This is a genomic window from Ideonella flava, from assembly GCF_051857595.1.
GTDB lineage: Bacteria > Pseudomonadota > Gammaproteobacteria > Burkholderiales > Burkholderiaceae_C > Ideonella.
The window spans coordinates 309,387-326,091 of sequence record NZ_JBPZHD010000009.1; the positions used below are offsets into that span (position 1 = coordinate 309,387).

General features: G+C 69.2%; 14 protein-coding genes. All 14 read right to left on the minus strand.

Annotated features, from left to right (window positions below; genetic code table 11):
• Positions 1 to 86: 86 nt before the first annotated feature.
• Positions 87 to 2,423 carry a Tex family protein gene (locus ACS5PM_RS21045; protein ID WP_439389641.1) on the minus strand — a complete coding sequence of 779 codons (2,337 nt, stop codon included), beginning with the start codon at positions 2,421 to 2,423 and terminating at the stop codon, positions 87 to 89.
• Between the two features lie 64 nt (positions 2,424 to 2,487).
• Positions 2,488 to 3,108 (minus strand): hypothetical protein, encoded by a 621-nt coding sequence (locus ACS5PM_RS21050; protein WP_439389642.1) that lies wholly within the window; start codon positions 3,106 to 3,108, stop codon positions 2,488 to 2,490.
• Entirely contained in the window at positions 3,109 to 3,882 is a 774-nt protein-coding gene (locus ACS5PM_RS21055; protein WP_439389643.1) for a DUF2189 domain-containing protein, read from the minus strand. It abuts the gene before it with no gap.
• Between the two features lie 177 nt (positions 3,883 to 4,059).
• Entirely contained in the window at positions 4,060 to 4,971 is a 912-nt protein-coding gene (locus ACS5PM_RS21060) for an SDR family oxidoreductase (RefSeq protein ID WP_439389644.1), read from the minus strand.
• Between the two features lie 10 nt (positions 4,972 to 4,981).
• Positions 4,982 to 6,655: an isovaleryl-CoA dehydrogenase gene (locus ACS5PM_RS21065; RefSeq protein ID WP_439389645.1), complete on the minus strand. Its 1,674-nt coding sequence runs from the start codon at positions 6,653 to 6,655 to the stop codon at positions 4,982 to 4,984.
• The gene (locus ACS5PM_RS21070; RefSeq protein ID WP_439389646.1) at positions 6,652 to 7,107 is read right to left on the minus strand and encodes a GNAT family N-acetyltransferase; all 456 of its coding nucleotides are present in this window, start codon (positions 7,105 to 7,107) and stop codon (positions 6,652 to 6,654) included. The genes ACS5PM_RS21065 and ACS5PM_RS21070 overlap by 4 nt, the downstream gene beginning before the upstream one ends.
• The gene (locus ACS5PM_RS21075) at positions 7,107 to 8,123 is read right to left on the minus strand and encodes an NADP-dependent oxidoreductase (RefSeq protein WP_439389647.1); all 1,017 of its coding nucleotides are present in this window, start codon (positions 8,121 to 8,123) and stop codon (positions 7,107 to 7,109) included. The genes ACS5PM_RS21070 and ACS5PM_RS21075 overlap by 1 nt, the downstream gene beginning before the upstream one ends.
• A 16-nt stretch (positions 8,124 to 8,139) precedes the next feature.
• A complete protein-coding gene (locus tag ACS5PM_RS21080) occupies positions 8,140 to 8,592 on the minus strand; it encodes a PaaI family thioesterase (RefSeq protein WP_439389648.1) in 453 nt (150 codons plus the stop codon).
• Between the two features lie 5 nt (positions 8,593 to 8,597).
• Complete coding sequence (locus tag ACS5PM_RS21085; protein WP_439389649.1) at positions 8,598 to 9,389, minus strand: SDR family oxidoreductase; 792 nt, start codon at positions 9,387 to 9,389, stop codon at positions 8,598 to 8,600.
• Positions 9,390 to 9,402: 13 nt separating this feature from the next.
• A complete protein-coding gene (locus tag ACS5PM_RS21090) occupies positions 9,403 to 11,220 on the minus strand; it encodes an acyl-CoA dehydrogenase (protein ID WP_439389650.1) in 1,818 nt (605 codons plus the stop codon).
• 126 nt (positions 11,221 to 11,346) lie between these two features.
• On the minus strand, positions 11,347 to 11,790 hold the full coding sequence (locus ACS5PM_RS21095) for a PaaI family thioesterase (RefSeq protein WP_439389651.1): 444 nt from the start codon (positions 11,788 to 11,790) through the stop codon (positions 11,347 to 11,349).
• Positions 11,791 to 11,863: 73 nt separating this feature from the next.
• Positions 11,864 to 13,039 (minus strand): acetyl-CoA C-acyltransferase, encoded by a 1,176-nt coding sequence (locus ACS5PM_RS21100; RefSeq protein ID WP_439389652.1) that lies wholly within the window; start codon positions 13,037 to 13,039, stop codon positions 11,864 to 11,866.
• A gap of 29 nt (positions 13,040 to 13,068) precedes the next feature.
• Positions 13,069 to 14,559 carry a M20 family peptidase gene (locus ACS5PM_RS21105; RefSeq protein WP_439389653.1) on the minus strand — a complete coding sequence of 497 codons (1,491 nt, stop codon included), beginning with the start codon at positions 14,557 to 14,559 and terminating at the stop codon, positions 13,069 to 13,071.
• 10 nt (positions 14,560 to 14,569) lie between these two features.
• Complete coding sequence (locus ACS5PM_RS21110) at positions 14,570 to 16,666, minus strand: 3-hydroxyacyl-CoA dehydrogenase NAD-binding domain-containing protein (RefSeq protein ID WP_439389654.1); 2,097 nt, start codon at positions 16,664 to 16,666, stop codon at positions 14,570 to 14,572.
• Between the last annotated feature and the right edge of the window lie 39 nt (positions 16,667 to 16,705).

A 16,705-nucleotide genomic window follows, 5' to 3' on the forward strand; every position in this document is an offset into this window, starting at 1 on the left:
CTTCCCTCTCTCGCCTGGGTTCGGCGCTCGATCCGCTGAAATCCGAACCGCCGATTTTACGTCTCGCCCCACCAGCGCCCCGCCGGTCAGCGCCGCTGCAGCTTGGCAAATGCCGCAGCCATCGCATTTTCCGGCGCCGCCGGGGAGCTGCCGCGCCCGCCGGCGGTGCGCTCGCCGCGTGCGGGCGGGCGGAAGCTGTTGTCGCCCCGGGCGCCCTGGCCCTTCTGCGACGGGGCCGCATCGAGCTTCATGGTCAGCGAGATCCGCTTGCGGGCCAGGTCCACCTCGAGCACCTTGACCTTGACGATGTCGCCGGTCTTGACCACCTCGCGGGCGTCGTTGACGAACTTGTTCGACAGCTGGCTCACGTGGACCAGGCCGTCCTGGTGCACGCCCAGGTCGACGAAGGCGCCGAACTGCGCCACGTTGCTGACCGTGCCCTCCAGCACCATGCCGGCCTGCAGGTCCTTGATGTCCTCGACGCCGTCGTTGAAGCGGGCGACCTTGAAGTCCGGGCGCGGGTCGCGGCCGGGCTTTTCCAGCTCGGCCAGGATGTCCTTGACGGTGATGGCGCCGAACTTGTCGTCGGCGAAGGCCTCGGGCTTGAGGGTGCGGATGACGTCGCTCTTGCCCATCACCTCGCCGGCCGGGCGCTGCAGCTTGTCGAGCATGCGCTGCACCACCGGGTAGGTCTCGGGGTGCACGCCGGACAGGTCCAGCGGGTTGTCGCCGTCGCGGATGCGCAGGAAGCCGGCCGCCTGCTCGAAGGTCTTGGCGCCCAGGCCCGCCACCTCCAGCAGCTGCTGGCGGTTGCGGAAGGCGCCGTGGCTGTCGCGCCAGCGCACGATGCTGTTGGCCACGGCATTCGACAGGCCCGAGACACGTGCCAGCAGCGGCGCCGAGGCGGTGTTCAGGTCGACGCCCACCGAGTTCACGCAATCCTCGACGACCGCGTCCAGCGTGCGCGCCAGCTCGCTCTGGTTGACGTCGTGCTGGTACTGGCCGACGCCTATGCTCTTGGGATCGATCTTCACCAGCTCGGCCAATGGATCCTGCAGGCGGCGGGCGATGGAGACGGCACCGCGCAGCGACACGTCCAGGTCCGGCAGTTCCTTGGACGCGAATTCGGAGGCCGAGTAGACGGAGGCGCCCGCCTCGCTCACCACGACCTTCTCGATGTGGGTGCCGGGAGCCAGCTGCTGGATGCGCTTGATCAGGTCGCCGGCGAGCTTGTCCGTCTCGCGGCTGGCCGTGCCGTTGCCGATGGCGATCAGGTTCACGCCGTGGGTGGCGCACAGCCGGCCCAGCGTATGGATGGAGCCTTCCCAATCCTTGCGCGGCTCGTGCGGGTAGACGGTGTGGGTATCCAGCACCTTGCCGGTGTCGCTGACCACGGCCACCTTGACCCCCGTGCGGATGCCGGGATCCAGGCCCATGACCACACGCTTGCCGGCGGGCGCGGCCAGCAGCAGGTCGCGCAGGTTCTCGCTGAAGACCTTGATCGCCACCTTCTCGGCCTCTTCGCGCAGGCGTCCGAAGAGGTCTCGCTCCAGGCTCATCGAGAGCTTGACCTTCCAGGTCCAGGCGATGGTCTTGCGGATCAGCTCGTCACCTGCACGCTTGCCGTGACGCCAGCCCAGGTGGCTGGCGATGCGACCCTCGGCCAGCGTCGGCTGGCCCGGCACGATGTCTTCGTCGAGCACCAGCTTGGCGTCGAGGATCTCCTGCGTGCGACCGCGGAACACGGCCAGCGCGCGGTGCGAAGGCACGGTGCGGATCGGCTCGTCGTACTCGAAGTAGTCGCGGAACTTGGCGATGTCGGCGTTGTCCGGGTCCTTGCCGTCCATCAGCTTGGACTGGAACAGGCCCTCCTCCCACAGCCATTCGCGCAGCTTGCCCACCAGCCCGGCATCCTCGGCCCAGCGCTCGGACAGGAGGTCGCGGACACCGTCGAGCACCGCGAAGGCGTCGGCGAAACCGGCATCGGCATTGACGAACCCGGCCGCTTCGGCCTGAGGATCGAGAGAGGGGTCGGCGAAGAGCCTGTCGGCCAGCGGCTCCAGGCCGGCCTCGCGGGCGATCATGCCCTTGGTGCGGCGCTTGGGCTTGTAGGGCAGGTAGAGGTCTTCCAGCTCCTGCTTGGTCGGCACGGCCTCGAGGGCGGCTCGCAGCTCGGGCGTCAGCTTGCCCTGCTCCTCGATGCTCTTGAGGACCGCGGCGCGGCGCTCCTCCAGCTCGCGCAGGTAGCCCAGGCGCGCTTCCAGCTCGCGCAGCTGGATGTCGTCCAGGCCATCGGTGGCCTCCTTGCGGTAGCGGGCGATGAAGGGCACGGTGGCCCCACCATCCAGCAGCGCCACGGCTGCGTTCACTTGCGCGGGCCGAACCTTCAGTTCGGCGGCGATTTGCAAAAGGATCTTTTCCAAAACCGAAAGGGGCAAAGGCTGAAAAGCGGGCGAGTGTGCCAGAACCGACGCCGCGGGAAATGTGCTAGCCGAGGTAGCGCAGGGCCGCGAGCGCCAACGCAAAGCCGCCCCCGACCAGGATGAGGATCAGCGCGGCCTCCAGCGAGAGCAACCCCTTGCACGCAAAGGCCACGAAGAAGCACGCGCACCCCGCCACGACACCCGAGAACATCAGCGTCGTGCCCTGCACCGCACTCAGGTCGAGAAACGCCGTGGCGACGGCGCATCCCATGATCGCCACGTTGCCGGCGATGGTGAAGGAGCTGCCCCAGCGCTCGCGCTCGGCGCTCACCGGCGCCGGCTCGCGAGCCCGCTCCAGTCTCGCCCGCCGCTGGCGCGAGCCGCTGGCCAGCAGCACGCTGCCGCCCAGGACGCCGAAGCCGCCGAAGGCGCCGAACACACCGACCATCGCGTACGGCTGCCTTGGATCCTCCAGCGCCGCCACGGCCTCCGGATGGCCGTGGATGAACCAGGCCACCCAGCCCGCGGCGCCCAGGCCCGTCAGGCCGAACAGCAGCAGCGCCGTGCCCGCGCCGGACTCGAAACCGCCCTGGCCGCGGGAGGCCAGCCAGCCGACCAGCGCCCACAAGGGCAAGCCGCCGAACAGCGCAGCGAGGCCCCAGCCGACCTGCTGTTCGAAGCCCACCTACTCGACGAGATCGCGATAGGCATGCCAGCTGGCGTGCCCGAGCAGCGGGAAGGCCACGATGAGCCCCAGCATGCCGGAGGCGAAGCCCAAGGCGGTGATGCCGGCGATCAGCGCCGCCCAGACGAACATGGGGCCGGGATTCCTCGCGCAGCAGCGCAGGCTGGTGACGGCCGCGGTGATCACGTCCACCGGCTTGTCCAGCATCATCGGCACCGTGACCACGCCCAGGGCGAACACGACGGCGGCCAGCACCGCGCCGGCGCCGAAGAAGGCGAGCGCAAGCACCAGGTTGCGCGGATCCAGCAGCAGGCCGGCGAGCACGCTGCCCACGTCGGCCGCGTTGCCGGTGTAGAGCAGTGCGAACAGCACCGCCGTCGTCCGCTCCCAGAAGATCAGCGCCACCGCGAGCATCAGGCCGAACAGCGCCACCGAGCCCGCGTTGTCGCTCCAGGCGTGCAGGGCCGCGTGTCCATCCACGGCTTGATCCTGGTCAAGCTGGCGGGACAAGGCATACAGGCCGATGGCCGCGAAGGGCGCGACGAGCAGGAAGCCGCCGAGATAGGCCGGCACCATGTACGGCGCCTTCCAGGCGAGCAGCAGCAGGCAGATGCCCAGCACCGAAACGAAGCCGCCGTGCGCGAGGCTGGCCCAGCCGGCATGGGCCAGGTCGTTCCAGCCCTGGCGCAGCCACACCAGGGGGCGGGCTGGGTCGATGCGGCGCACGCTTGGGGTTTCGACAACAGCACGCGGCTGCTCGATCGCATGGTCCATGGCAAGCTCCTGCTCCGAGCCGATGGCCTGGCCCGCGCCGGCAGCGGCTCGAACCGCCGGCGAAGGCCGGACCATCGTACGCCCGGCCTCGCCGCCTCGCCAGAGGTGAGCTCTCGAGCGAGGTGGCTGCGCCACTCCACTCGATGGGCTCGGACGCAGGCTGGGCGCCGGGAGCCCTCAGGACTGGCGCAAGGCGGCGCGCAACTGCTCGCCGAGCTCCGGCCGGTGCTCGAAAGGATCGGTGGGGTTGCGCATCCTGACGATGTCTTCGGCGCGCACGGCCACCGGTCCGAGGGCACGCTCGTTGGGATGGCTGAAGACGTAGAAGCGGTTCGCCTGCATGGCATCGAAGACGAAGCGCGCCACCTCGGCCGCGCTGACCTTGCCGCTGGCCACCGCCTTCACGCCCAGGGCCTGCGCGACCTTCTGGCTCGCCGTCATCGCCGCGGCGTCACGCATCTCGCCGGGCCGGGATCGCTCGCTGTGGGCGATGCCGGTCGGCACGAAGTAGGGGCACAGAACATGGGCATGCACCTGGTCGCTGACCAGCGCGAGATCCTGGTACAGCGTCTCGCTGAGCGAGACGACGGCATGCTTGGTCACGTTGTACGCGCCCTGGTTGGGCATGTTGACCAGGCCCGCCATCGAAGCGGTGTTGACGATGTGGCCGCGGTACGCCGGATCCTTCTTCGCGGCTTCGAGCATCAGCGGCGTGAACACGCGCACGCCATGGGCCACGCCCATCAGGTTCACGCCGATGATCCAGTCCCAATCCTTGACGGTGTGCTCCCAGACCAGCCCGCCGACGGAGACGCCGGCGTTGTTGAACACGAAATGCGGCGCGCCGAAGCGTTCAACCGTGGCGTCGGACAGCGCCTGCACCCGCTCGGCGCTGGAGACATCCACCGGGACGGGAAGCACTTCCGCGCCGAGGCCCTGGACCTCGGCCGCCGCGTTCGCCAGCGGCTCGGGCATGACGTCCGCCATGACCACGTTCATGCCCTCGCGCGCGGCGATGCGCGAGGCCTCCAGGCCGAAGCCTGACGCGGCACCGGTGATGACCGCGGTGCGGCCGGTGAAGTAGCCCATGTCGATACCTCTACTGGATCGGGTTGGCGCGCGCGATGAGCGCATCGAAAGCGGCGTGGCGTGCCAGGCTGCCGAAGGCGCCCAGCGAGTCGCCGGTGCCCAGGCGCGAATCGCAGAAAGCCTCGAAGACGAAGTCCGGCGCATGCTGGCGAAGCAGCGCGGCCTGCACAGCCAGCGCGATGTCGCGAGCCAGCACACGGGCCTCGACCTCCTCGGTCAGGCCGTCGAGCCTGGCCGGCAGTGCACCGGCCAGGCGATCGAATGCCGCATGCGCTCCGCGCGCGGGCGCCAGCTCGGCGGCCAGCGCCTCGGCCACCGGGCCGCCGCGGAGCGAGCGCAGCAGGTCGATCGCCATGATGTTGCCCGCGCCCTCCCAGATGGAGTTGAGCGGCATTTCGCGGTAGATGCGGGCCATCACGCCTTCGCCGTGCTCTTCCACGTAGCCATTGCCGCCGAGGCACTCCATCGCCTCCTGGGCGAAGTGGCTGCCGCGCTTGCAGACCCAGAACTTGGCCACCGGCGTCAGCACGCGGCGCATGACGGCCTCGTGGCCGCTCGGGTCCTGGCCGTGCTCGGTGCGATCGACCGTACGCGCGACGCGCATCGCCAGCGCGGTGGCGGCCTCGCTTTCCAGCGCCAGGTCGGCCAGCACGTTCTTCATCAGGGGATGCGCGGCCAGGGGCTTGCCGAAGGCCTCGCGCTGCACGGTGTGATGGAGCGCGACGCCCAGCGCCTGCCGCATCAGCCCGGCGGTGCCGAGCGCGCAATCGAGCCGGGTCAAGGCCCCCATGGCGAGGATCTGCGGGATGCCTCGACCCTCGTCGCCGACACGCCAGCCGAAGGCCTCGCGGAACTCCACTTCGGAACTCGCGTTGGCCTGGTTGCCGAGCTTGTCCTTGAGGCGCTGGACCTCGATGCGGTTGCGGGCGCCGTCGGGCAGCCAGCGCGGCACGAGAAAGCACGACAGCCCGCCCGCGGTCTGCGCCAGCACCAGGTGGGCATCGCTTTGCGGCGCGGAGAAGAACCACTTGTGGCCGGTGATGCGGTAGCGCTCGCCCCACCGGTCCTCGCCATCGCGCTCGGCGTGCGTCGTGTTGGCGCGCACGTCCGAACCACCCTGCTTCTCGGTCATGCCCATGCCCAGCGTGACGCCACCCTTGGCGCCGACCGGCAGCGGCCGATCGTCGTAGGCCGGTGCCGTGACCTTGCCGCCCCAATCGGCGTGCAGCGCCGCATTCGCCCGCAGTGCAGGCGTGACGGCATAGCTCATCGATACCGGGCACATGACGGAAGCCTCGAGCTCGGTGAAGAGGATGAAGCCGGCCGCGCGGCGCAGGTGGCCGCCAGGTCCTTCGGCCCAAGGCGTGCCGTGCAGGCCATGGCCGATGACGCTGCCGATGAGCGCGTGGTAGCTGGGATGGAACTCGACCTCGTCGACGCGGCGGCCCTGCCTGTCGTGGGTGTGCAGCACCGGCTTGTGCAGATTGGCCAGGCGCGCATGGGACTGCATCGCGGCGCTGCCGACTTCCGCCCCCAGTGCGCGCAGGCTGGCGACCTCCAGCCCCGGCGCATGAAAGGCGAGCGCATCACGCAAGGCCCGGTCGCCGTCGAACAGGTTCACGTCGGCCAAGGGCGTGCTCTGGTTGGTCACCTCGTGGGTCGGCGATGCGCTCGCGGCGTTCATGGCTGCCTCAGCATTTCCTGGTGGGGAATGGTGTCCTCGAGGTAGGGCTCGCCCACCGGCGCGAAGCCGAACTCGCCGTAGAACCGGGCCAGGTGCGCCTGGGCGCTGATGCGGTTGGCGCGGCCGGGCCACGCCTGGTCGCAACGCTTCAGCGCCTCGGCCATCATCACGCGGCCCAGCCCCGTGCCCCGCAGGGTCTTGTCGATCACCACGCGGCCAATGGAGGGTTCGTCGTACTTCAGGCCGGGGTCGACGACGCGCAGGTACAGCAGGAGTTCGCCTGAAGCATCTCTTCCGAGCAGGTGCCAGCTGTGCTGGTCCAGCCCGTCGGCATCCAGGTAGGGCCCCTGCTCCAGCACGAAGACCTTCTGGCGCAACGCGAGCAACTCGTAGAGGGCCTGCAGCGACAGGCCCTCGAAGCGCGTCCATTCCCAGGTGATCTTCGCGGCCATCAGATCAGATTGACGAGCTGCTTGCCGAAGTTCCTGCCCTTGAGCAGGCCGAGGAAAGCCTCTGGGGCGCTGGCAAGGCCTTGAGCCACCGTCTCGCGGTACTTGAACTTGCCGGTGGCCACGAGGGTGCCGAGTTCCTTCAGCGCTTCCGGCCAGACCTCCATGTGCTCGCTGACGATGAAGCCCTCGAGCTTCATGCGGTTGGTCAGCAGCAGCTGCGGCATGGTCATCGGGATGGGCTCGCCGTTGTAGCCGGCGATCATTCCGCACAGCGCGACACGGGCGAAGGCATTGCTGCGCAGCATCACCGCGTCCAGGATCATGCCGCCCACGTTCTCGAAGTAGCCGTCGATGCCGTTCGGGCAGGCCTCCTTCAGCGCCTTGGACAGCGACTTCAGGTCGGGATGGGCCTTGTAGTCGATGCACGCGTCGAAGCCCAGCTCGTTCACCACCGCGGCGCACTTCTCGGGCCCACCGGCCAGGCCCACGGCGCGGCAGCCGCGCGCCTTGGCCAGCTGGCCCACGGCACCACCGACCGCCCCGCTCGCGGCGCTGACCACCACCGTCTCGCCCGGCTTCGGGTCGATGATCTTGACCAGGCCATACCAGGCCGTGACGCCGGGCATGCCGACCGCCCCGAGGTAGGCCGACAGCGGGATGTGCGTCGTGTCGACCTTGCGCAGCGCGCCGCGCTCTTCCGCGTTGACGACGACGTACTCCTGCCAGCCGCCCATGCCGACCACCTTGTCGCCGGCCTTGAACGCGGCGTTCCTCGACTCGACGACCTCGCCGGCCGTGCCGCCGATCATCACCTCGTTCAGCGGCTGCGGCGCGGCATAGCTCTTGGAGTCGTTCATGCGGCCGCGCATGTACGGATCGAGGCTCAGGAAGTGGTTGCGCACCAGCACCTGGCCGTCCTGCAGGCTGGGCAGCGGCACCTCGACGAGCTTGAAGTTGGCGGCAGTGGGTTCGCCTTCGGGTCGCGAGGCGAGCAGGATCTGGTGGTTCGTGGTCATGGTCTTGTCCTTTGGGTCAGGGGTTGTCGTTGTCGCGGCGTTGCAGGGGCTTGATCTCGCGCCCCTTGGCGGGCAGGGCCCGCACGTACTTGAAGGTGCCGGTGGCGTGGGCGCAAAGATGGCCCTCGGCATCCACCACCGAGGCCTCGCAGAAGGCCAGCGTGGTGGTCCGCTGCAGCAGCTTGCCCAGGGCGCGCAGTTCGCCCTCGGCCGGGCGCATGAAGCTGGTCTTCATCTCGATGGTCGCGACGCCGGGCCCATCCAGGTTCTGGCTGCGCGCGGCCATGGCCATGGCCACGTCGAGCATGGTCATCACCACGCCGCCATGGGCGACCTCCCAGGAGTTCATGTGCGACTCGGTGAGGTCGACGCGGACCTCGCTGGCACCGTTCGAGCAGGCGTGCAGCTCCAGGCCCAGGCGCTCGACGAAGGGCACCTTGACCGGGAAGGGGATCTTCTGGCGGGACAAGGCGATCAGCCTCCAGTGAGTGCGGAGACGCCGCCATCGACCGCCAGCGTCTGGCCGGTGATGTGCTTGCCGGCGGCCGAGGCGAACAGCAGCGCGACGCCCTTGAGGTCGTCGTCGTCGCCCAGGCGGTTCAACGGCGCGTGGGCGGCCATCTTCTCGGCGCCCAGCTTGTCCAGCAGGCCCTTGGTCATCTTGCTCGGGAAGAAGCCGGGCGCGATGGCATTCACGTTGATGCCGTGGCGGCCCCATTCGCCAGCCAGGGTGCGGGTGAAGTTGATCACCGCCGCCTTGCTTGTGTTGTAGGCCACCGTCTGCATGCCCGGCGGGTTGCCGCCCAGGCCAGCGATGGAGGCGACGTTGATGATGCGGCCGTGGCGGCGCGGGATCATGCTGGCCTTGGCCGCCGCCTGGCTGAAGACGAAGAGGCTGCGGATGTTCAGGTTCATCACCTTGTCCCAGGCCTCCAGCGGGTGGTCCTCGGCCGGCGCGCCCCAGGTGGCGCCGGCGTTGTTGACCAGGATGTCGATGCGGCCCATGCGCTCCATGGCCTCGGCCACCACGCGGCGCGCCTCGTCGGGCTGGCTGGCATCGGCCGCGATCCAGCGCGTGTCTATGCCCTTGGCCTGCAGGTGGGCGGCCGCCTCCTCCAGGTCGGCGGCCTTGCGGGAGCTGAGCAGGATCTTGGCGCCGGCCTCGCCCAGCGATTCGGCGATCTGCAGGCCCAGGCCGCGCGAGCCGCCGGTCACCACGGCCGTCTGGCCCTCGAGGTTGAAGAGTTGCTGGATGGGGGTGCTCATGGCGTCTCCTGGTTCAGAAAAACTCGTCGCGCATCTCGCGGCAGACGGCTTCGCGGCTGCTCACGACCTTCAGCCAGCTTTCGACCAGCGGCAGTTCGTAGGCATAGAAGTAGCGGCAGGCCGCCCGCGTGCCTTCGCGGCGGGCGGTGTCGGACGAGCGGGCGGCCAGGGCCACGTCGAGCCACATCCACGCGATCACCACGTGGCCGAAGGCCTGCAGGTACGGCGTGGCGTTGGCCAGCGCCTCCTCCGGCACGCCGGTGGCCCAGGCGGACTTGGTGGCGGCGCCCAGGCGCTGGACGGCGGCGCCGAGTTGCGTCGCGAACTCGGCCAGGCCGTCCGCATGGCCGGCGCGCTCGATGGTGTCGTTGATGCGTGTGGCCAGCAGCTTCAGGCCCGCGCCGCCCTGCATCACCACCTTGCGCCCGAGCAGGTCCAGCGCCTGGATGCCGTGGGTGCCCTCGTGGATCATGTTCAGGCGGTTGTCGCGCCAGTACTGCTCGACCGGGAAGTCGCGCGTGTAGCCGTAGCCGCCGTGGACCTGGATCGCCAGGCTGTTGGCCTCCAGGCACCACTGGCTCGGAAAGCTCTTGGCGATGGGCGTCAGAACCTCCAGCAGCAGCGCCGCTTCAGCCGAGGACTCCGGCGTGCCGGTGTGCTGCTCATCCACCAGGCGGGCGCAGTACAGCGCCAAGGCCAGCGCGCCTTCGGAATACGCCTTCTGCGCCAGCAGCATGCGCTTGACGTCGGCGTGCTCGATGATGGGTACTTGCGGCGCCGAGGCCTGCTTGCCCTCGGCGGTGATGGGGCGCCCCTGCGGCCGCTGCCGAGCGTAGGCCAGCGAGGCCTCGTAGCCCGCATAGCCGAGCATGGTGGCCGCCATGCCGACGCCGATGCGCGCCTCGTTCATCATGTGGAACATGCAGCGCAGGCCCTCGCCCGGCCGGCCGACGAGGTAGCCCACGGCGCCCGCCTTGCCGCCCGGGGTGAAGCGCCCTTCGCCAAAGTTCAGCAGCGTGTTGGTCGTGCCGCGCCAGCCGCACTTGTGGTTCAGGCCGGCCAGCACCACGTCGTTGCGCTCACCGGTGAGGCGGCCATGCGTGTCGACCAGCTTCTTGGGCACGATGAAAAGCGAGATGCCCTTGGTGCCGGGCACCGGCTTGCCGTCCGGGCCCGGAACCTTGGCGAGCACCAGGTGGACGATGTTCTCGGTGAGCTCGTGCTCGCCCGCCGAGATCCACATCTTGTTGCCCTGGAGCCGGTAGCGCGGGCCCATCGGATCCGACTCGAAATCGTCTCCGTCGGCCGCGGCCCGCGTGGCGACGTCCGACAGGCTGGAGCCCGCCTGCGGCTCCGACAGGCACATGGTGCCGGACCAGCGGCCGCTGAACTCGTTGAGGGCGAAGACGCGCTTTTGCGCCTCGGTGCCGTGGGCCATCAGGAGGTTGGCGTTGCCCACTGTGAGCAGGCCGCTGCCGATGCTGACCGAGGCCCGGGCGAAGAAGGCGTTGGCCGCCGCCTCCACCGTGTAGGGCAGCTGCATGCCGCCGATGTCGTAGTCCTGCGCCGCGCTCAGCATGCCGGATTCGCCGTAGGCCTTCCAGGCGTCGTAGGTGGCCTGCGGCAGGATCACCTTCTCGCCGTCGAAGCGCGGCTCCTCGGTGTCGACCAGGCGATTGAAGGGTGCGTACTTCTCCCGGGCGATGCGCTCGCAGGTGTCCAGCACCGAGGCGAAGGTTTCGCGGGAGTGGTCGGCGAAGCGCGGGCGCCCCGTCAGCGACTCGGCACGCAGCCAGTCGTGGAGCAGGAAATCGATCGTCTCGCGGAGCATGGAAGGGTCCTAAGGTTGCGACAGCGGTTCCGCCATGGGGGCCGGGGGCTTCATGACCCTCGTTCGCTGGCGGCCCTCGATGCCCTGCACCGCGGCGTCGGACCAGCTCGGCATGTGCCCCGCCACTCAGTGAGGCGGGGCGTCGCCCACGCGGGCGATCGTCCCCTGCGCGATCGCGCACAGCGTCTCTTCGTGGCCGAGTACCGAGTAGACCTCGCACCGGCACACGCTCTGCGTCTTGCCTGCGCTCACCGCCTCGGCCCTGGCCACGAGCCGTTCGCCCGTGGCCGGCCGCAGGTAATTGATCTTGAACTCCGAGGTGACGACCGGCACGCGCATCGCGGTGCCGCCGGCATAGGTCAGCGCGTTGTCGGCCAGGTAGCTGAGGACTCCGCCATGGGCGAAGCCGTGCTGCTGCTTCAGCTCGTCCTTCAGCATCAGTTGCAGCTCCGCCTTGCCTGGCGCGAGCCGAGTCAGCTCGGCGCCCAGCAGTCGGCTGAAGGCCTGCTCGGCGAGCACCTCGCGGCCCAGTTGGAGAAACAGTTCGGGATCGAAACCGGAAGACGTCATGGCAGCACCTCGGTGGGTCGGTGAAGCGGTGGAGCAGGAAACCAGCCCGCGCGAGTCCGGCTGGCCACCTTCGTCACAGCACTTCGAAGATGCCGGCGGCGCCCATGCCGCCGCCGATGCACATCGTCACGCACACCTTCTTCGCGCCGCGCCTCTTGCCTTCGATCAGCGCATGGCCGGTCAGGCGCTGGCCGGACATGCCGTAGGGATGGCCCACCGCGATGGCGCCGCCGTTGACGTTCAGGCGATCCATCGGGATGCCTATCCTGTCGGCGCAGTACAGGACCTGCACGGCGAAGGCCTCGTTCAGCTCCCACAGGTCGATGTCGGCGGCCGTCAGGCCCAGGCGCTGAAGCAGCTTGGGCACGGCGAAGACCGGGCCTATGCCCATCTCGTCCGGCTCGCAGCCGGCCACGGCGAAGCCGAGGAAGCGGCCCAGGGGCTTCAGGCCCTTGCGTTCGGCGTAGGCCTCGCTCACCACCGCGCAGGCACCCGCGCCGTCGCTGTACTGGCTCGCGTTGCCGGCCGTCACCACGCCCCCAGGCACCGCCGTGCGAATGTCCTTGATCGATTCGTAGGTCGTGCCTTCGCGCAGGCCCTCGTCCACGCTGACCGTGACCTCCTTGCTGCGCAGGCCCATGACCTTGTCGGCCACGCCGGCCGTCACCGTGATCGGCACGATCTCTTCGGCGAACTTGCCTGCGGCCTGCGCGGCGCAGGCCTTCTGCTGGCTCTCGGCGCCGAAGCGGTCCATGCGCTCCTTGGGGATCTCATAGCGCTTGGCGACCTGCTCGGCGGTCTGCAGCATGGGCCAGTAGATCTCGGGCTTGTGCTGCATCAGCCAGGGGTCCTGGAACATGTGGGTGTTCATCTCCTGCTGCACGCAGGAGATGCTCTCCACCCCGCCGGCCACGTAGACATCGCCTTCGCCGGACATGATCCGCTGCGCCGCCATCGCGATGGTCTGCAGGCCGCTGGAGCAGAAGCGGTTGACGGTCAGGCCGGCCACCGAGATCGGCAGGCCCGCACGCAGGGCGATCTGGCGCGCGATGTTCCAGCCGGTCGCGCCTTCGGGGTTGGCGCAGCCCATGAGCACGTCCTCGACCGCGCCCGGGTCGATGCCGGCGCGCTCGACGGCGGCCTTCACCACGTGGCCGCCCAGCGTGGCGCCGTGGGTCATGTTGAAGGCGCCCTTCCAGCTCTTGGCCAGCGGCGTGCGCGCAGTGGAAACGATGACGGCTCGGCTCATGGCGGGCTCCTGTGAAAGGTGAATGAAGTTCAAGCGCCCGCGCCAGCGGCCTGGCTGACGAGGCGGTGGTAGAAGCGGATCAGCTCGGCCAGGTTGGCGGCCGAGATGCGTTCGTTGGTGCCGTGGAAGCGGGGCAGGTCCTCGGGCCGCGCGCGCACGGGCGAGAAACGGTAGACGTGGTCGCTGATGCCGGTGAAGTGGCGCGAGTCGGTGGCCCCGATCATCAGCCCGGGCGCCACCAGGGTGCCTGGGAAGACCTCGCGCACCGTCCGGTTGATGAGCTGGTAGGAGGCCGACCGCACGGGCGACACCGGCGAGGCCTCGCTCGCACCGGGCAGCGCCAGGAGCTCGAAGCGGCCTTTCGGCGCCGCGGCCTGTGCCACGTCGTGCACATGGCCCATCACTGCCGAGGCGCTGTCGCCGGGCAGAAGGCGGAAGTTCACCGTCGCCTCGGCGCGGCCGGGCAGCACGTTGTCCTTGTTGCCGGCGTTGACGATGGTCAGCGCGGTGGTGGTGCGCAGCATCGCGTTGGTGCTGGCCTTGGCCTCCAGCTGCCGCTTCACCACCGGCCCGAACAGCCACAGGTTGGCCAATGCGACGCGGCCGAAGCCGCTCATCTCCGGCGCGATGGTCTCGAACATCTCGCGCGCGACGCCGCGGATGCCGCCGGGCAGCTGCCCGTCCTCCAGGCCCTTGAGCGCCGCGCTCATCATCGCGATCGCGCTCTCGCCCTGGGGCGGCGGCATCGACGAGTGCCCGGGCGTGGCCGGCACCTTCAGCACCACCGAGAGAAAGCCCTTCTCGGCAATGCCGATCAGCGCGGCCGGCTTCGACAGGCCCGGCATGATGCCCTCGGTGATCAGCAGGCCCTCGTCGATCACGAACTCCAGCCGCTCGCCGCGCGACTTCAGCAGCGCCGCGATCTGCTTCGCTCCGCGCTCGCCGCTGACCTCCTCGTCGGCGCCGAAGGCCAGGTGGATGGTGCGCCGGGGCTGGAAGCCCGCCGCCGCCAGCATCTCCATCGCCTCCAGCTGCGCGATCAGGTTGCCCTTGTCGTCCCAGGCGCCGCGGCCCCAGACGAAGCCGTCCTTCACCGTGCCCGCGAACGGCGACTCGGTCCAGTCGCCTTCGGTGCCGGGAGCGATGGGCACCACGTCCTGGTGGGCCATCAGCAGGATGGGTGGCAGCGACGGGTCGGAGCCCTTCCAGGTGTAGAGCAGGCTCAGCTCGCCGACCACCTCGCGCTGCATCGCCGCGTGCAGCTTCGGATAGCGCTCTTGCAGCAGCACGTGCAGCTGGCGGAACTGGTCGGCGTTGGCCTGCGGGTCGTCCAGGCTGGACACCGTGCGCGTGCGGATCGCCTCCGACAAACGCGAGGCGGCGCCCGCCTCGTCGACCGCCAGCGCCGGCGCCGGCGGAACGTCCAGTTGGCGCGAGCCCTGGCGCAGCGTGTTCGCCGCCACGATGGCCGCGAGCAGCGCCAGCAAGGCCAGCAGTGCCAGCAGCAGGCGTTTGACCATCACCGGCCGATCAGCTGAAGCTCTTGCCCTCGGCCACCAGCTTCCGGATGAGCGGCGCCGGCTCCCAGAACGAGGCATCGTCGTTCGGGTTCTGGGCGAAGCGCTTCATGGCCTGCATCACGTTGTACAGGCCGTAGGTGTCGGCGTAGCACATCGGCCCGCCGCGGTGCAGCGGGAAGCCGTAGCCGGTCAGGTAGACCATGTCGATGTCGGAGGCCCGCAGCGCGATGCCCTCCTCCAGCAGCCGCGCGCCCTCGTTGACCAACGCGAAGACCAGGCGGTGGACGATCTCCTCGTCGCTGATCTTGCGCGGCGTGATGCCCATCGCGGCGCGGTGGTCGACGATCATCTTCTCGACCACTGGCGAGGGGATCGCGTCGCGCTTGCCGGCCTGGTAGTCGTACCAGCCGGCGCCGGTCTTCTGGCCGAAGCGGCCCAGCTCGCACAGCAGGTCCGCCGTCTTCGAATAGCGCAGGTTCGGCTTCTCGACATAACGGCGCTTGCGGATGTACCAGCCCACGTCGTTGCCGGCCAGGTCGCCCATGCGGAACGGCCCCATCGCGAAGCCGAACTTCTCCACCGCCTTGTCGACCTGCTGCGGCGTGCAGCCCTCTTCCAGCAGGAAGCCGGCCTGGCGGCTGTACTGCTCGATCATGCGGTTGCCGATGAAGCCGTCGCACACGCCGGAGACGACGCAGGTCTTGCGGATCTTCTTGCCCAGCGCCATCACCGTGGCCAGCACGTCCTTGGCCGTCTTCCCGCCGCGCACCACCTCCAGCAGCTTCATCACGTTGGCCGGGCTGAAGAAGTGGGTGCCGATCACGTCCTGCGGGCGCTTCGTGAAGGCCGCGATCCTGTCGACATCCAGCGTCGAGGTGTTGGTGGCCAGGATGGCGCCGGGCTTCATCACCTCGTCCAGCTTCTGGAACACCTCCTTCTTGACCTCCATGTCCTCGAAGACCGCCTCGATCACCATGTCGGCATCGCCGATCGCGGCGTAGTCGAGGGTGGTGCCGAGCAGGGCCATCTGGCCTTCGTACTTCTCCGCCTTGAGCTTGCCCTTCTTGACCTGCGCCTCGTAGTTCTTGCGGATGGTGGCCACGCCGCGCTCCAGCGCCTCGGGCTTCATCTCCAGCATCACCACCGGCACGCCGGCCGAGAGGAAGTTCATCGCGATGCCACCGCCCATGGTGCCGGCGCCGATGATGGCGACCTTCTTCACCTCGCGCAGGGGCGTGTCCTCGGGCACGTCGGGGATCTTGCTGGCGGCACGCTCGGCGAAGAAGGCGTGGCGCAGCGCCTTGCATTCCGGCGTCATCATCAGGCCCACGAAGAGCTCGCGCTCGTAGGCCATGCCGTCGTCGAACTTGCGCTTGAGCGAGGCCTCCACCGCGTCCACGCACTTGGCGGGCGCCGGGAAGTTCTTCGCCATCGCCTTCACGGTGTTGCGCGCGAACTGGAAGTAGGCATCCGGGTTCGGGTGCGTGACCTTCATGTCGCGCACCAGCGACAGTGGTCGTTTGTCAGCCACTTCAGTGGCGAAGGCGATGGCCCCGGCCAGCAGCTCGCCCTCGGTGATCAGCTTGTCGAACAGCTTCTGGCCCGGCTGCATGGCCAGCAGCTCGCTCTTCACCGGATCGCCCGAGACGATCATGTTCAGCGCCGTCTCCACGCCCAGCACCCGCGAGAGCCGCTGCGTGCCGCCCGCCCCGGGGATCAGGCCGATCTTGACCTCCGGCAAGGCGACGTTCGCGCCCGGCGTCGCCACGCGGTAGTGGCAGCCCAGCGCCAGCTCCAGGCCGCCGCCCATGCACACGCCGTGCACCGCGGCCACCACCGGCTTGCTGCACAGCTCGACCAGGCGGATCAGCGACAGCAGGTTGGGCTCGGCCAGGGCCTTCGGCGTGCCGAACTCCTTGATGTCGGCCCCGCCCGAGAAGGCCTTGCCGGCACCGGTGATGACGATGGCCTTGACGTTCTCGTCGGCCTGGGCCCGCTCCAGGCCCTCGGCCACGCCCAGGCGGGTGTCGTGACCCAGCCCGTTGACCGGCGGGTTGTTCAGCGTGATGACGGCCACCGGGCCGTGAATCTCATAGCTGGCGCTCATGTGGGTGATCCCTTCGGCAGGACGTGGGAAAGAGGAGGT

Excerpts from the sequence above, each read along its gene's own strand:
- ACS5PM_RS21055 (WP_439389643.1), bottom strand. The coding sequence starts at position 3,882 with ATGGACCATGCGATCGAGCAGCCGCGTGCTGTTGTCGAAACCCCAAGC.
- ACS5PM_RS21060 (WP_439389644.1), bottom strand. The coding sequence starts at position 4,971 with ATGGGCTACTTCACCGGCCGCACCGCGGTCATCACCGGTGCCGCGTCA.
- ACS5PM_RS21065 (WP_439389645.1), bottom strand. The coding sequence starts at position 6,655 with ATGAACGCCGCGAGCGCATCGCCGACCCACGAGGTGACCAACCAGAGC.
- ACS5PM_RS21070 (WP_439389646.1), bottom strand. The coding sequence starts at position 7,107 with ATGGCCGCGAAGATCACCTGGGAATGGACGCGCTTCGAGGGCCTGTCG.
- ACS5PM_RS21075 (WP_439389647.1), bottom strand. The coding sequence starts at position 8,123 with ATGACCACGAACCACCAGATCCTGCTCGCCTCGCGACCCGAAGGCGAA.
- ACS5PM_RS21085 (WP_439389649.1), bottom strand. The coding sequence starts at position 9,389 with ATGAGCACCCCCATCCAGCAACTCTTCAACCTCGAGGGCCAGACGGCC.
- ACS5PM_RS21090 (WP_439389650.1), bottom strand. The coding sequence starts at position 11,220 with ATGCTCCGCGAGACGATCGATTTCCTGCTCCACGACTGGCTGCGTGCC.
- ACS5PM_RS21095 (WP_439389651.1), bottom strand. The coding sequence starts at position 11,790 with ATGACGTCTTCCGGTTTCGATCCCGAACTGTTTCTCCAACTGGGCCGC.
- ACS5PM_RS21100 (WP_439389652.1), bottom strand. The coding sequence starts at position 13,039 with ATGAGCCGAGCCGTCATCGTTTCCACTGCGCGCACGCCGCTGGCCAAG.
- ACS5PM_RS21105 (WP_439389653.1), bottom strand. The coding sequence starts at position 14,559 with ATGGTCAAACGCCTGCTGCTGGCACTGCTGGCCTTGCTGGCGCTGCTC.
- ACS5PM_RS21110 (WP_439389654.1), bottom strand. The coding sequence starts at position 16,666 with ATGAGCGCCAGCTATGAGATTCACGGCCCGGTGGCCGTCATCACGCTG.